The 14,873-nt window shown below is 34.8% G+C and carries 13 protein-coding genes; 1 reads left to right on the top strand and 12 read right to left on the bottom strand.

Annotated elements, in window-relative coordinates; genetic code table 11:
- Positions 1 to 10: 10 nt before the first annotated feature.
- The 8 genes from gpmI to TKV_RS07980 form a co-directional block, all read right to left on the bottom strand.
- Complete coding sequence (gpmI, locus tag TKV_RS07945) at positions 11 to 1,555, bottom strand: 2,3-bisphosphoglycerate-independent phosphoglycerate mutase (protein ID WP_049685480.1); 1,545 nt, start codon at positions 1,553 to 1,555, stop codon at positions 11 to 13.
- 12 nt (positions 1,556 to 1,567) lie between these two features.
- Entirely contained in the window at positions 1,568 to 2,314 is a 747-nt protein-coding gene (tpiA, locus tag TKV_RS07950) for a triose-phosphate isomerase (protein WP_084574339.1), read from the bottom strand.
- A 13-nt stretch (positions 2,315 to 2,327) separates the two neighbouring features.
- Positions 2,328 to 3,509, bottom strand: coding sequence for a phosphoglycerate kinase (locus tag TKV_RS07955; protein ID WP_049685482.1), 1,182 nt, complete (start codon positions 3,507 to 3,509; stop codon positions 2,328 to 2,330).
- 67 nt (positions 3,510 to 3,576) lie between these two features.
- Complete coding sequence (gap, locus tag TKV_RS07960; protein ID WP_049685483.1) at positions 3,577 to 4,584, bottom strand: type I glyceraldehyde-3-phosphate dehydrogenase; 1,008 nt, start codon at positions 4,582 to 4,584, stop codon at positions 3,577 to 3,579.
- A gap of 55 nt (positions 4,585 to 4,639) precedes the next feature.
- The gene (locus TKV_RS07965; RefSeq protein WP_049685484.1) at positions 4,640 to 5,662 is read right to left on the bottom strand and encodes a sugar-binding transcriptional regulator; all 1,023 of its coding nucleotides are present in this window, start codon (positions 5,660 to 5,662) and stop codon (positions 4,640 to 4,642) included.
- A 138-nt stretch (positions 5,663 to 5,800) separates the two neighbouring features.
- The gene (gene rpoN / locus TKV_RS07970; RefSeq protein WP_049685485.1) at positions 5,801 to 7,159 is read right to left on the bottom strand and encodes an RNA polymerase factor sigma-54; all 1,359 of its coding nucleotides are present in this window, start codon (positions 7,157 to 7,159) and stop codon (positions 5,801 to 5,803) included.
- A 133-nt stretch (positions 7,160 to 7,292) separates the two neighbouring features.
- Positions 7,293 to 7,565 (bottom strand): acylphosphatase, encoded by a 273-nt coding sequence (locus TKV_RS07975; RefSeq protein ID WP_049685486.1) that lies wholly within the window; start codon positions 7,563 to 7,565, stop codon positions 7,293 to 7,295.
- Between the two features lie 15 nt (positions 7,566 to 7,580).
- Complete coding sequence (locus tag TKV_RS07980; RefSeq protein WP_049685487.1) at positions 7,581 to 8,405, bottom strand: Cof-type HAD-IIB family hydrolase; 825 nt, start codon at positions 8,403 to 8,405, stop codon at positions 7,581 to 7,583.
- 173 nt (positions 8,406 to 8,578) lie between these two features.
- Between TKV_RS07980 and TKV_RS07985 the strand changes: the two genes are divergently transcribed.
- The gene (locus tag TKV_RS07985) at positions 8,579 to 9,001 is read left to right on the top strand and encodes a transcriptional regulator PerR (protein ID WP_049685488.1); all 423 of its coding nucleotides are present in this window, start codon (positions 8,579 to 8,581) and stop codon (positions 8,999 to 9,001) included.
- Between the two features lie 46 nt (positions 9,002 to 9,047).
- On the opposite strand, the gene TKV_RS07990 is transcribed toward TKV_RS07985, so the two are convergent.
- The 4 genes from TKV_RS07990 to TKV_RS08005 form a co-directional block, all read right to left on the bottom strand.
- Positions 9,048 to 10,556: a VanW family protein gene (locus TKV_RS07990; protein WP_049685489.1), complete on the bottom strand. Its 1,509-nt coding sequence runs from the start codon at positions 10,554 to 10,556 to the stop codon at positions 9,048 to 9,050.
- 98 nt (positions 10,557 to 10,654) lie between these two features.
- Positions 10,655 to 11,296 carry an endonuclease III gene (gene nth, locus TKV_RS07995; RefSeq protein WP_049685490.1) on the bottom strand — a complete coding sequence of 214 codons (642 nt, stop codon included), beginning with the start codon at positions 11,294 to 11,296 and terminating at the stop codon, positions 10,655 to 10,657.
- Complete coding sequence (gene queG / locus TKV_RS08000) at positions 11,277 to 12,419, bottom strand: tRNA epoxyqueuosine(34) reductase QueG (RefSeq protein ID WP_049685491.1); 1,143 nt, start codon at positions 12,417 to 12,419, stop codon at positions 11,277 to 11,279. The genes nth and queG overlap by 20 nt, the downstream gene beginning before the upstream one ends.
- On the bottom strand, positions 12,419 to 14,779 hold the full coding sequence (locus TKV_RS08005) for a Lon protease family protein (protein ID WP_049685492.1): 2,361 nt from the start codon (positions 14,777 to 14,779) through the stop codon (positions 12,419 to 12,421). Before TKV_RS08005 ends, queG begins: the two co-directional genes overlap by 1 nt.
- Positions 14,780 to 14,873 lie beyond the last annotated feature (94 nt).

The following is a 14,873-nucleotide window of genomic DNA, read 5'->3' on the forward strand; positions in this document are numbered from 1 at the left end:
TTTTTAAATTTTATTTTCTTCCAATGATTAAAGATTTACCTGTCATCTCTTGAGGTATAGACAATTTCATTATGTCTAATACAGTTGGAGCAATATCGGCTAATATACCGTCTTTTCTCAAATCAATATCTCCTTCACCTATCACTATAAAAGGAACTGGATTTGTAGTATGGGCAGTTTGTGGTTCTTTTGTATTATGGTCTATCATTTCTTCTGCATTGCCGTGGTCTGCAGTTATAATTATCGTCCCGCCCACACTTTGTACAGCATTCACTATTCTTCCTAAGCATTCGTCTATTGCTTCAATTGCCTTTATAGCAGCATTTAAAACTCCAGTATGTCCTACCATATCTGGATTTGCAAAATTCAGAAGGATAAAACCATATTGATTAGATTTTATCTTCGGTATTACAGTATCTGTAACTTCATAGGCGCTCATCTCTGGCTTTAAATCGTATGTAGCCACTTTAGGTGAAGGAATTAAAATTCTTTCTTCCCCTTCATTAGGCTCTTCCACACCACCGTTGAAAAAGAAAGTGACATGAGCGTATTTCTCTGTCTCTGCAATCCTCAATTGTTTTAATCCTTTTTTGCTTAGGTATTCACCAAGAGTATTTTCTAATTTTTCAGGCTTATACGCAACATGGATGTTTTTAAATGTATCATCATACTGCGTCATAGAGACAAAGAACACAGGCAAATATCCTTTTTCTCTCTCAAAATGGTTAAATACTTCCTCCACAAAAGACCTTGTAAGCTGCCGCGCTCTATCTGGCCTAAAATTAAAGAAGATTATAGAATCTCCTGCATCGACAGTTGCAACAGGTCTGCCATTTTCAAGAATAACAGTCGGCTCAACAAATTCGTCAGTTTGGTCTTTTGAATAAGCAATATCTATTGCTTCCATTGGAGAATTGGCATAAACCCCTCTACCTAAAACTATCGCGTCATAAGCCTTTTTAGTTCTCTCCCACCTTTTGTCTCTGTCCATCGCATAGTATCTTCCGGAAATTGTAGCAATTTTCCCTATGGCAAGCCTGTTGGACTCTTCTTCAAACTGCTTTATATATTCCTTTGCACAAGCGGGTGGAACATCTCTCCCGTCCAAAAAAGCATGAACATATACTTCTTCTAATCCTTGGTCTTTTGCAAGCTTCATAAGAGCGAACGAATGAGTTATGTGGCTGTGAACCCCTCCATCTGACAAAAGACCAAAAAGATGTAGCTTTGAGTTGTTTTTCTTTACATTTTCTATCGCATCTAAAAACTCTTTTTTGAGGAAGAATGTTCCTTCCTTTATGTCTTTGCTAATCCTTGTAAGTTCTTGATATACAATTCTTCCAGCACCGATGTTTAAATGTCCTACTTCTGAATTTCCCATTTGTCCTTCAGGAAGTCCTACTGCAAGGCCACTGGCTGAAAGAGTTGTGTGAGGATATTTTTTAAAATAAAAGTCTAAATTTGGGGTATTTGCTAAATATACTGCATTGCCTTCTTTTTTGTCTGATAGTCCAAATCCATCCAGTATAACTAGCATCACTAATTTTTCAGGCATATAATCCTCTCCTTAATAATTGACAATTTGTGCAAAATCTGCTGCTACAAGGCTTGCTCCCCCTACTAAAGCACCGTCAATATCGCTTTCTGCCATAAGTTCGGAAGCGTTACTTGGCTTAACACTTCCTCCATATTGTATTCTAACCAAATCTGCTTTTTCTTTTCCATACAGCTCAGCTATAGTATTTCTTATAGCTTTTATGACTTCATTGGCGTCTTTAGCTGTAGCTGTTTTGCCAGTACCGATAGCCCAAATGGGTTCGTAAGCTATTACGACATTCGCAATATCCTCTTTAGAAACGCCTTTTAATGCTTCTTTAGTTTGACTTAAAACCACATCATAAGTTTTACCCTCTTCTCTTTGAGAAAGAGATTCTCCTACACAAACGATGGGATTTAAACCATGGGACAAAGCTGATAAAACTTTTTTATTCACCATTTCATCAGTCTCACCAAAATACTGCCTTCTTTCAGAATGGCCTATTATAACATATTTTACTCCTATTTCTTTAAGCATGAGAGGAGAAATTTCACCAGTATACGCTCCTTTTTCTTCCCAAAACATATTTTGAGCCCCAAGGAGGATATTTGTGCCTTGGATAACTTTACTCACCTCTGTTAAGTCGACAAAAGGAGGTATGACTACTACTTCTGCTTTTGCGTCTTTTACTAAAGGTATCAACTCTTGCACTAACTTCACCGCTTCAGAAGGGGTCATGTGCATTTTCCAATTACCAGCAATTATTGGTCTTCTCAAAATGATCACCCCTTTACTTATCATTTAAAACATCAATTCCTGGCAATACTTTGCCTTCCAAAAACTCTAAAGAAGCCCCTCCTCCGGTAGAAATATGAGTGACTTTATCTGCATATCCTAATTGTTCTATAGCGGCTGCAGAATCACCACCACCTACTATTGTGATACCTTTGCACTCACTCAAAGCTTTCGCAATAGCCTCTGTGCCTTTTGCAAATTCAGGTATTTCAAAAACTCCCATAGGTCCATTCCACACGACAGTCATCGCGTGTTTTATCACTTTTGAGTATTCCTCAATAGTCTTAGGTCCTATATCAACTCCTATTTGGTCTTGAGGCATTTTATCTATATCAACTACTTCATAAGGTACACCTGATTTTAATTCCCTGGCAATAACTGTATCAATAGGCAGCATCAAATTTACACCTTTTTGCTTAGCCTTTTCCATCAATTCTTTTGCCAACTCTATTTTGTCCTCTTCTAAAAGAGATTTTCCAATTTCATAGCCTTTTGCTTTAATAAATGTATAAGCCATACCACCGCCAATTAAAAGGCTGTCTACTTTCTCTAACAAGTTTGTTATAACGCCTATTTTGTCAGACACTTTAGCCCCACCTAATATTGCAACAAAAGGCCTTTTTGGGTTTTCGAGGGCTTCTCCCATTATAGTAAGTTCTTTTTCAATCAAAAATCCGGATACTGCTGGTAGATACGCTGCAACACCTGCAGTAGAAGCGTGAGCCCTGTGAGCTGTACCAAAAGCATCATTTACATATATATCCGCTAAAGAAGCTAACTCTTTTGCAAATTGAGGGTCATTTTTCTCTTCTTCTGCGTGGAATCTCACATTTTCAAGAAGTAAGACTTCCCCTTCTTTTAATGCAGAAGCTTTTGCCTTTGCGTCATTTCCAATTACGTCTTCCGCCATGATAACCGGTCTATCTAAAAGCTCTGACAACCTTTTTGCAACAGGTTTTAAAGAATATTCTGGATTTACTTTGCCCTTTGGTCTTCCCAAGTGGGATACCAGTATTACTTTAGCATTGTGATTTATTAAATACTCAATAGTAGGAAGTGCTGCTTTTATACGAGTATCATCTGTTATATTTTTGTTTTCATCCATAGGCACATTAAAGTCTACTCTAACTAAAACTCTTTTTCCCGCCACATCTATATCCCGCACGGTTTTTTTCATCACAAAAACCTCCTTATATTAGGATTTAAAGGTCCGGTCCATAAATGGACACGGACCTTTTACTACATTAGAGTCTCTCAGCAATATATTTTGCAAGGTCTACGACTCTGTTGGAGTAACCCCATTCATTGTCATACCAAGAAACAGCTTTTACCATTGTTCCATCTATTACCATTGTCAACGAAGCATCTACAATAGAGGACCTGTCGTCTCCTTTGAAGTCCATTGAAACTAATGGCTCTTCTGTATAACCCAAAATGCCTTTTAGATATGTCTCTGAAGCTTCTTTTAATGCTGCATTGACTTCTTCTACTGTAACAGGAACTTCGACTTCTGCTACAAGGTCTACTACTGATACGTCAGGAGTTGGAACCCTCATAGCTAAACCGTTCATTTTCCCTTTCAAATCAGGAATTACTAAATGGATAGCCTTCGCCGCTCCTGTAGTAGTAGGAATTATTGACATAGCAGCAGACCTTGCTCTTCTTAAATCACTGTGAGGTAAGTCAAGTATTCTTTGGTCATTTGTGTAAGAGTGAACTGTTGTCATCATACCTCTTTTGATACGGAATTTGTCATGAATGACTTTTGCTAATGGCGCTAAGCAGTTAGTTGTACAAGAAGCGTTTGAAATTACATGATGGTTTTGAGGATCGTACATGTTCTCATTTACGCCTAACACAATCGTTATATCCTCATTTTTTGCAGGTGCTGTAATTATGACTTTCTTTGCTCCACCTTTAATATGCTTTACAGCATCTTCTTTATTTGTAAACCTACCTGTTGATTCAATTACAATGTCTACTCCTAAATCGCCCCAAGGAAGCTTTGCAGGGTCAGTTTCTTTAAAAATCTTAATTTCTTTGCCATTTACAATTAATGAGTCTTCTGTAGCAGATACTTCTCCTTCAAATTTGCCAAAAGTAGAATCGTATTTTAATAAATGTGCCAATGTCTTTGCATCAGTTAAATTGTTAATAGCGACAAATTCAAGGTCGACGTTTTTCTTAAATGCTGCTCTAAATACGTTTCTTCCTATTCTGCCAAATCCATTAATACCTACTTTAATACCCATTTGATATTCCTCCTTAAAACAATATTTTTATTTTATAAACACCTCAAAAGGTGCATTAAACAATTTTTAAAATTTCAAAGGCAGCTCCTTCATCAGTCACAAGCACTTTTACACTGCCACTTCTGCAAGTAGAAACAATAGCTTGAGCCTTATTTTTCCCGCCGGATACAGCTACTAAATTTTTAACAAACTTCAAGTCTTCCAAAGTCAAGAAAATGCTGGGAGTTGCGTAAACTACCTTACCTTCTTTATCAAAATAATATCCTAAAGCTTCTGCGGTAGCATTACGCTCCATCAAAAACTTTTTAGTCTCTTCTGTCAAATTCCTTCTTTCCGCCATCACATCAGAACGTCCTATGCCAAATATCAATATATCAGCCTTTTTCAAAGTCTCCACCACATCTTTTATGTCAGGTTCATTAAGAAGGCTTTTTACTGCCTCCTTGCCTAAATTATCCGGGACGTGCAACATCTTATATGTACCGCCAAGTTTCTTGGCTAAAACTGAAGCAATTGTGTTTGCTTGCTTTTCCACTTCTTTACCCAATCCACCCCTTGCAGGCACAACTACTATATTTGATTGCGAATACAGCTGAGGCATTCCATTAGCGACTTCCAGCACAGTTGAACCACCAGTTAAAGCAATGATGCTGTCATAATTTATTATAGTTTTTAGGTAATTCGCTGCTGATTTTCCTAATTCTTTTTTTATCATAGGGTCTTGTTCTATGTCTCCTGGTACAATTATGGCTTTCTCTATGTTGAGCTTGTCCTCTAATAAACTCTCAATATTGTTAAGACCCTTCAGCTCATGTATAAAATCTTTCAAATTCTCAATTAATTCTTCTCCCTCTTTAGTTATGGTCATACCCAATGGATTTACGTCCACCAATCCTTGTGCTTTCAAAAAAGATACCTCAGTTCTGATTATTCTTTCGCCCATATTCAGCCGATGCGAAAGTGCACGTCGCCCTATAGGCTGATTAAAATATATATTACGCATTATAGTATATCTTTTTTGGAGAAGTTCTATAAGCTCTGGTACTATTTTCTGTTGCAAAGTTATGATATCTTTCATGCCTTTTCCCTCTTCAGGACACTTAAAGTCCCGTTATTCTATAAATGTCCCACATCTCACAAAAAACTACTTACATTAACTATTTTATACTATTAATAAGCCTTTTTCAATAGGCTAAATGGGCATTTACATGCCCATTTAGTATCTTCTTCTTTTTATGGTGGAAGGAATGTTGCATTCCTCTCTATATTTTGCCACTGTCCTTCTTGAAATATTAATATTTTTTTCTTTTAATATGTCAGCTATTTTTTGGTCGCTCAAAGGACTTTTAGGGTCTTCCTCTTCAATTAATTTTTTTATAAGGTTTTTGATAGTTTCAGCAGAAAATTCACTACCGTTTTTATTGGATATACCCGATTGAAAAAAGAACTTTATCTTAAAAAGCCCACGAGGTGTGTCAACGTATTTGCCATTTATAGCTCTGCTAACAGTAGATTCATGTATACCTACCATATCAGCGATTTGTTTTTGCGTCATAGGTTTTAAATAGCTAACTCCTCTTTCAAAAAAGTCTTTTTGTATCTCTACTATAGCCTTAACCACTTTGTACAAAGTCTCTCTTCTGCTTTCCAAACCTTTTATAAGCCATATCGCAGACTGTAGCTTTGAACTTACATATTTTTTTGCTTCTTCATCGTGACTTTTTAGTATCGCCTGATAGTAATTGTTAATCTTTAGCCTTGGCAGCAATGAATCGTTTACTATTACAAAATATTCTCCATTTCTTTTTACCACCTGGACGTCTGGCACAATATACTTTACATCTGCAGTAGAAGAAAAACTGCTTCCCGGCTTAGGATTTAACCTTTTTATGACATCCACAGCTGCTTGAACCTCTTTTAATGAAACGTTATACAATTTTGCTAAATAAGAATACTTACCTTCAGCAATTTCATTAAGGTGATAATCAACAAACTCTTTTATAAGTCCCTTGTAATTGTCTTCAGCCATAAGCTGTAGTTTTAAACATTCTTGCAAATTGCGGGCTCCAATTCCAGGCGGGTCAAAAGACTGGACAATTGCGAGCCCTTCTAACACCTCATCTATACTACATTCTAAACTATTGGCAATTTCTTCTACATCTTCTTTTAAATAGCCAGTTGGACTCAAGCTGAATATTATATATTCACATATTTTCTGCATCTTAGGAGAGATGGGAGTTATGTGAAGCTGGAACATGAGATGGTCTAATAATGAAGGCTTTGAAGACACAAAATTCTCATAATTAATTTCATCCATTTCTTCATCGTCAAAATCATCATAATAGCTTTTCTCCTCAACTTCCCTTATATACTTAGACAACTCATACAAATCGTATATGTCCTCTTCTTCCCCTGCCTCTTCTTTTTCAAGAAGGGGATTTGTTTCTAATTCTCTTTCTATAAGGGCATTAAGCTCCAGCGAATTAAGTTGCAAAATTTCAATAGCCTGTTTTAATTCAGGCGTCATTATGAGTTTTTGAGTTTGCTGGAGTCTCAAATCAAATTCCATTTTCATATTCATGCACCCTCAATTAAAATTTAATATTAATGTTTTAAAATCCATAATTCGAAAAACATAAATTATCATTACTTTTTATAATTATTATATCACATTTAAACGTTTAAATAAATAAAAAAGAAGAATGGCATCAATAAATTCGAAAATCATTATACTCTCCTTTGTAATCAGACCACCTTTCTTCTACATTATCAACTCTTGCCCATCTCAAACCTGTTTTAATGAATTTTATCAATTCTTTTATATTCTCTTCTTCTCCTTCTGCCACCACTTCTACACTGCCATCATAAAGATTTTCGGCGTATCCTTTAATGTTCAAGGAAAGTGCTTTTTGATAAACAGAATATCTCAACCCTACGCCCTGCACATGACCAGTTATGCGTAGATGTACAGTTTTTTTCATAAAAATACTCCTTTCTCATGATTGTAATACAAACCTATCAATGACATATTTCACGCCATCTTCCATGTTGGATTTGGTGATAAAGTCTGCCACCTTCTTGACTTCATCAATGGCATTTTCCATTGCTACCCCTAATCCTGCAAATTTGATCATTTCTATGTCGTTTTCACTATCCCCTATTGCTATCATTTCTTCTCTCTCAATTCCCAAATATCCTCCCAAAATTTCAAGTGCCCTTCCTTTGCTGACACCTTTATTTACAATTTCAATATTATCTATATAAGAACTGGTTATCTGTATTGAGTCATTTTTTGACAATTTCTCTCTTATGCTTTTTAATACTTCAACATCCTCATTAAAAACTATGATTTTTAAAATACTATCTTTTAATTTATCCAACTCTTTTAATGGTTCCTTTATCTCCTGAACATCCACTTTTAACTCTGTCTTAAATAGCTCATTCCATTCAGCATACCTTTGAAATTTATTTGTTATTTCTGGCGAAAACACTGTTTTGTCACTTATAAGCTGAAAATATGTATTATACTTTTGACAAACCTTTATAATTTCTACCATGCTGTCATAGTTTAACAGACTTTCGTAAATAGTATTGTTATTTGGGTCCCTTATCAAAGCACCATTGCTTGCAATAATGTAGGTCCTAAATCCAATAATATCAGCGTATGCATAAGCAGAAGCAAAAACCCTTCCTGTCGATATTACAACATATATACCTTTTTCATGAGCTTTGTGTAGTGCCTCTATATTTTCTTTAGATATAGTCTTATCATGTCTTAAAAGAGTATCATCCATATCAATGGCAATTAATTTATATTGCATCCCTTTCAACTCCTTAATTTATTCTGTTCAACTATAATTATACATTATAACACTGTAAATTGCCATATCGTTGATTTATTTAAAAATAATTGACACTATTAATAAAGAGATATATAATTAAAACATAAAGTATTAAAAGAAAAGTATTATCTTTTATGGGATGGAGTGATATAATGGAGGAAACTGCTGCCCTCTTAAAGCAAAAGGGCCTTAAAGTTACACCTCAGAGACTGGCAATACTCAACTTGCTCAAAAATACTAAAGAACATCCAACCGCAGAAACCATATACAAAAAACTTTCCTCCGATTTTCCTACAATGAGCTTAGCTACCGTTTATAAAACATTAGAAGTTTTAAAAAACATGGGATTAATACAAGAATTAAATGTAGGTGAAGGTAGCTTCAGATACGATGCCAACACAAAATCTCATCCCCATGTAGTTTGCATAAGCTGTGGCAAAGTAGAAGACCTTGATGAATCCCTTCTAAAAGACGTCATGGAGGAAGTTAAAAAGCACACTGATTACCAGCTCGTAGAACAAAAACTTTACTTTTACGGTTATTGTCCCAATTGCCAGCATAAAATCACCAATTAAAACAAAAACCCCACTTTTTGTAGTAGTTAAAAGTGGGGTTTTTGTTTTAATTGCTAGGATTTATGGTTTGTGGCTCTCCAGTAAGGTCTTCAATCAAAGTATCTTGTGACGTATCGGGATTATCCTGAGGACTATTTTTATTCTCTTCTTTCTTTTTAAATGTCTCTTGGGGTTTTAAATTATTGACTTTTTTTGTACCTCTTTTTATTATACCGTCCACCGGTTTATACACATCTGTATATAAAAGCTCTTTCTTAACCAACACATTGTTTACATAAATTAGACGGTAGGTGTTTACTTTATAGCCTGTGTGCTGCTCCACATTAACAACTTGTTCACCTTCTGGCAGCGTCGGGTCATCTATGTAAGTTATTTTTGGTTCATATTTTTCAACAATCTCTGAATGAATTTCTATACGCCTTGAAGGGTCTTTCGCATAACCATATATATTTACAACAAATTGATTGCCACTTATATATGCTTCAATATACATAGGATACGGAGAAGAATTTTCAAATTTTAAATCCAGCACATCCCCTGATATGGTAGCGTCTTGTCCTGGTGGCACGTAACCCACAGGAAAAGTGTGGTGATATCTTTCAGTTATTTTGACATCTGCCCTCAAAGCCGCATTGTACAAAGTCGTAGCAACCTGACAAACTCCTCCTCCAATAGCCGGAACAAGTTTGTTGCCTATTATCACAGGTGCTTGTTTATAACCATTTTCTATTATCCTTGGACCCAAAGTTTTGTTTAATGAAAATATTTCTCCTGGCATGAGTAATGTTCCGTCTACAGCTTTCGCTGCCACCGCCAAATTCTCTGAACGGTTTACATCTTGAGGATTAAATATTGTAGAAAAAGTAGAAATTTTGTCCTTTATCATCTCCAGCATTGTCTTTGTAATTTTCGCTTTCACTCTATCAACAGCAATATGTACTTCAGCATCTCCTATTTTTCCTTCTACCATATCATTTAAAACCTCTTTTAATTGTTGCAAAGTCTTATTTTTATCAACCTTTATCCCCTCTATATCTTCCGTGATTTGCCTTATACCTCTTGTAATTTTAATTTTCGCATCAACAGGGTTTCTTTCAATTTCTTTAGAAATTTTGTCAATGAATTCGTTTATTTTATTTTCATCATAAGCAGGATAGAAGTTGAAATATTTACCGTGTTTGTCTGTCAAATAAATTTCTCTTATCCTCTCAAAAGGATTTCCTTCTCTGCCTATTTTGTAAGCCTTATCTACGATTTCTTGATAGTCATAAGCTAAATTTATATCTTTAGCTGTGAGTCTATATACTTTATCTTGATATTTAAGTGTCAAAGAAAAATCAGAAGGCGCTTTTAACTCCTTTTGAAGAAGGCTTACTGCTTCCTCTTTTGTCAATCCCCCCAAACTTATGCCATTAACAAACACTCCTTTGGCAATGGTCTTAGAATTCAATATAAAATAGAAAAACAACGAAGAAAATATTAAAAATGCTATAAGCAATAAAACTATTGCTATGTAAAAATAATTATTTTTTTTGACGCCGCCTTTTGTCTGCATTCACTTCTCTCCTATTCCCTTTATTTCTCCTTCAATAAATATAATATACTTATCTTTTAAATACAATTACAGAATTGTTACAAATGGTTACAAAAATATTAATTTTTTATTCCCTTAAAATATAAACACAAATGGTTTACAGGACAACTGTCACATTTTGGCTTTCTGGCTGTACATAGATTCCTTCCATGATGTATGAGAAGATGGTGAGACAAAGACCATAAGTCATCGGGTATTATTTCCATCAGCTGTTCTTCTGTCGTAAAAACATCTGTGCTATCAGCAAGCCCTATGCGATTGGAAACCCTAAAAACATGGGTATCTACTGCTATCGCCTGCTTTGAAAAAGCATTGCTCAAAACCACATTTGCAGTTTTTCTCCCAACACCTGGTAAACTCATCAGCTCCTCCAAAGTGTCAGGCACCCTGCCATCGTATTTTTCACACAAAATCCTACAAGTTTCCAATATGCTTTTAGACTTGTTTCTATACAATCCACACTCCCTTATTTCCTCTTGAAGTTCTTCAGGAGTGAGTTTCAAAAAATCTCCGGGAGTTTTGTACTTCTTAAAAAGCCTATCTGTAATTATGTTGACCTTTTTGTCTGTACACTGCGCTGATAAAATTGTGGCGATTAAAAGTTCAAAAGGATTTGTAAACTTAAGACCAGATTTAGCATTAGGATATGTTTCTTTTAATATTTCTATAACTTTTAAAGCTTCATCCTTTGTTATTCTCAATTTTATCCCCCTTTAATTTATTTAATGCTTCTATCATCATTTTCTTTGCCATTTCATCCTTTTCTTTAAGTAAGGCATCTTCTATTTCACTTAAAATCTCTTTTTCACATAAATGGGAAAGAGCCCATGCACTATATCCTCTCAAAAGAGGACTTTGTGACTTTAACAAGTTTTTTATAGGCTCTATACAACTTTTTTCCTTTGTATTGACACAAGCAATTATAGCATTTCTTATTATAATACTTTTTCCCCTCCAAGAGGAAGAAGTTGGTCCAAAAATTTCTGCAAATTCCTTTTTTGACATATTTAAAATTTCTATTAAGTCATGTCTTGGCAGTAACTTATCCGGTACAAATTCTGGCCTTACTACCTTTTTTGCTCTTTTATTAAAAGGACACACTTGCTGGCAAGTATCACAGCCATATATTCTTCTGCCCATTTTTTTAGCTATTTTTTCTTCTATTTTGCCTTTTTTGACTGTAATATAAGACAAACATTTATTGGTATCTATTATATAAGGTTCAGCTATAGCATTTGTAGGACAAGCTTTTATACACAAATTACAATCCCCACATTTAGTTTTTTGCGGTGCATCCGGCTCAAAATATTTGTTTATGAGTATTTCTCCTAAAAAAATATATGAACCATATTCATCGTTTATTATAAGTCCATTTTTCCCAAACCACCCTATCCCTGCATGGTAGGCAATTTCTCTTTCTAAAAGCGGGTTATTGTCCACTAAACATACTGTTTTTACTTCTTGGCATTTTGATTTTATAAATTCAGAAAGTTTTTCCATCTTCTCTTTTAAAACCTTATGATAGTCAATCCCCCAGCTGCTTCTTGAAATTATTCCATAACTTCTATTGCTATGTCTAATATCGTAGTCTACATTATATGAAACGGCTATTGTTATGATTGACTTAACTTCAGGCAAAATAAATTCAGGAGAGATTCTTTTTAAAACATCTCTCTCCTCGATAGAACAGCTCAAACCCAATGCCTCTCTTTCTTTTAAACGCTCTTGGTCTTCTTTGAGGCAATCGGGTTTTGCAAAACCGACAAGGTCAATCCCAATTTCACGGGCAAAATCTCTTATCTGTTCCTTAGTTATGCACTCCACTATTTATCCCCTTTATCTTGTTTTTTATTGGATAGTAACTCGTAATAAGACTTTAATTTTTTGTAGACTCTGTCATAGATTTCTTCAAAGCTTTTACCTGTTAAAATTTCTATTCCCTCTTCCACTGTTTTTACACTGTAAATATGGAAAAGCCCTTCTCTTACTGCATTTATTACTTCATCGTTTAAAACCAAATTATCCACGTTTTGATGAGGGATTATCACTCCTTGATTTCCTGTCAAACCTTTTTGCTTGCATATTTTATAGAATCCTTCTATTTTATGAGTTACTCCTCCAACTGGTTGTATTTCGCCAAATTGATTGACTGAACCTGTTACAGCAATCCCTTGCTTTATGGGAATTTCTGCAAGGCTTGAAAGGAAGGCATAAAGTTCTGTACTGGAAGCACTATCTCCTTCTACTCCTTCATAGGACTGTTCAAAAACGATTCTAGCAGAGAGGGTCAAAGGGAAATCTTTTGCAAACTTACTCCCTAAATAACCTGTCAATATCATAACTCCTTTGTCGTGTATTCTACCACTCATTTTTGATTCTCTTTCAATATTTACAACCCCTTCTTCCCCTGGGTATGTGGTGACAGTTATCCTTGAAGGCTTACCAAATTCATAATCCCCTAAATTTATAACAGCTAATCCATTGACAACTCCTACTCTCTCTCCCTCAACATCAACAAGATATATGTCCCTTTTGAAATATTCTAAAACTTTTTCTTCTAGCTTATTTACCCTCTTTATTTTTTCTTCTATAGCCTTTTTAACATGGACTCCTGTAACTACTTGACTTCCTTCCAAACCTGCCCAGGCATCTGCCTCATACAATACTTCCACAATTTCGTTAAAGCGGGTAGTTAATTTGTCCTGGTCCTCAGAAAGTCTAGTACTATACTCTATAACTTTTGCAACACCTTCCCTGTCAAAGGGCTTTAAATTGTTTTCTACACAGTGGGTCTTTATAAAAGAAGCCATATTTTTCATATTTTCTTCATTTAGCTCCATCTCTTCGTTAAAATCTACTTTTATTTTAAAAAGTTTGCTAAAGTCCTCATCATAATTGTAAAGCAAATAGTAAAGATAAGGGGTACCTATTAAAATCACCTTTACATCCAACTTTATAGGCTCTGGTTTTAAAGAAGAAATTGACAAAAATCCATATTGAGAAGATATATTTTCAATTATAATTTTTTCCGTCTTTAAAGACCTTTTTAAAGCATCCCAAGCATAAGCATAAGATAACAGATCTTTTGCTTGCAAAATTAAATAACCGCCATTTGCTCTATGTAATGCTCCAGCTTTTATTTTAGTAAAGTCCGTTGTAGCAACTCCAAAGTCACTTTCGTATTCTATACTTCCTATTATGTTATTATAGTTAGGATTATACTCAAACACAACTGGAGCACCGTCAGTATTGCTATTGTCTACAAGCAAATTAACCATGTACTTTTTTAAAAAGGCTTTTTCTTTCCTCATCAAAAGAGGAAATGGCATATCTTCTCCATCAGTACTCTTAAAACTTCCAATATTTTCTAAGATGTCCTTTTTGACGCTTTCTAAATATTTTAGCACACTTTCATTTACTTTATATCTCCCCTTTAAATCCTCAATCAAATGACCTACAGCAAAGAGACCTATATTATTGTCCAAATTTTTAATTTCATCTCTCGCTTGTTTGTCAATAGATTGTATTTCCTTCCATATTTGAAGAGCTTTTACTTCAAATTCTGCAGCTCTTTTTTCAATTTCCTTTCTTACTTCTTCATCTAACTGTTGAAACTCTTCTTGACTTATTTGCCTTCCTTCTATAACAGGAATGCTTATAATACCTGTGCGAGTATCTTTTAAGACAAATCCAAAACTTTTTGCAAGCGTATTTAATTCTTCCATTAGCTCACTCTTTTTTTCTTGGTATTTCTTTATTATCTCACTCTTTTGCATATCATAAGAATCCGATTCAAAAGCTTTAGGTATATCCCTTTGGAGTTGTTCCACAAAATCCTCCATGTCTTTTTTGAATTGCTTGCCCATTCCAGCTGGTAATTCAATCGCTATTGGCTGAGCAGGTTTTTCAAAATTATATACATAAACCCAATCATTTGGCCTTTCTTCCGTTCTTGCAATCTTCTTTATGTAACTGGAGGCAAAACTAGTTTTACCAGTTCCAGTTATTCCTGTTATAAATATGTTGTAACCTTTCTGTTTTATTTTAATTCCAAATTCCATTGCCTTTTTCGCTCTGTCTTGTCCTATTATTCCTTCTAATGGAGGGATTTCTTCAGTTGTGTCAAAATCAAAAACTTCTGGATTTACATATCTTTTTAATCTGTTAAAACTCAACTTTCCCATAACAACACCCACCCAATCTTTTTAATAATAATTATTCGCCAACAAATCAATTTTTCCTCTTTTTACACAAAGAATAAATTTTGGCTGAAGGATA

It is taken from the genome of Thermoanaerobacter kivui, assembly GCF_000763575.1.
GTDB lineage: Bacteria > Bacillota > Thermoanaerobacteria > Thermoanaerobacterales > Thermoanaerobacteraceae > Thermoanaerobacter > Thermoanaerobacter kivui.

Bases quoted from the DNA above. Each gene is read 5' to 3' on its own strand.
- gpmI (WP_049685480.1), bottom strand. From the start codon at position 1,555: ATGCCTGAAAAATTAGTGATGCTAGTTATACTGGATGGATTTGGACTA.
- TKV_RS07990 (WP_049685489.1), bottom strand. From the start codon at position 10,556: ATGCAGACAAAAGGCGGCGTCAAAAAAAATAATTATTTTTACATAGCA.
- TKV_RS07955 (WP_049685482.1), bottom strand. From the start codon at position 3,509: ATGAAAAAAACCGTGCGGGATATAGATGTGGCGGGAAAAAGAGTTTTA.
- TKV_RS07985 (WP_049685488.1), top strand. From the start codon at position 8,579: ATGGAGGAAACTGCTGCCCTCTTAAAGCAAAAGGGCCTTAAAGTTACA.
- TKV_RS07965 (WP_049685484.1), bottom strand. From the start codon at position 5,662: ATGAAAGATATCATAACTTTGCAACAGAAAATAGTACCAGAGCTTATA.
- rpoN (WP_049685485.1), bottom strand. From the start codon at position 7,159: ATGAAAATGGAATTTGATTTGAGACTCCAGCAAACTCAAAAACTCATA.
- TKV_RS08005 (WP_049685492.1), bottom strand. From the start codon at position 14,779: ATGGGAAAGTTGAGTTTTAACAGATTAAAAAGATATGTAAATCCAGAA.
- gap (WP_049685483.1), bottom strand. From the start codon at position 4,584: ATGGGTATTAAAGTAGGTATTAATGGATTTGGCAGAATAGGAAGAAAC.
- TKV_RS07980 (WP_049685487.1), bottom strand. From the start codon at position 8,405: ATGCAATATAAATTAATTGCCATTGATATGGATGATACTCTTTTAAGA.
- TKV_RS07975 (WP_049685486.1), bottom strand. From the start codon at position 7,565: ATGAAAAAAACTGTACATCTACGCATAACTGGTCATGTGCAGGGCGTA.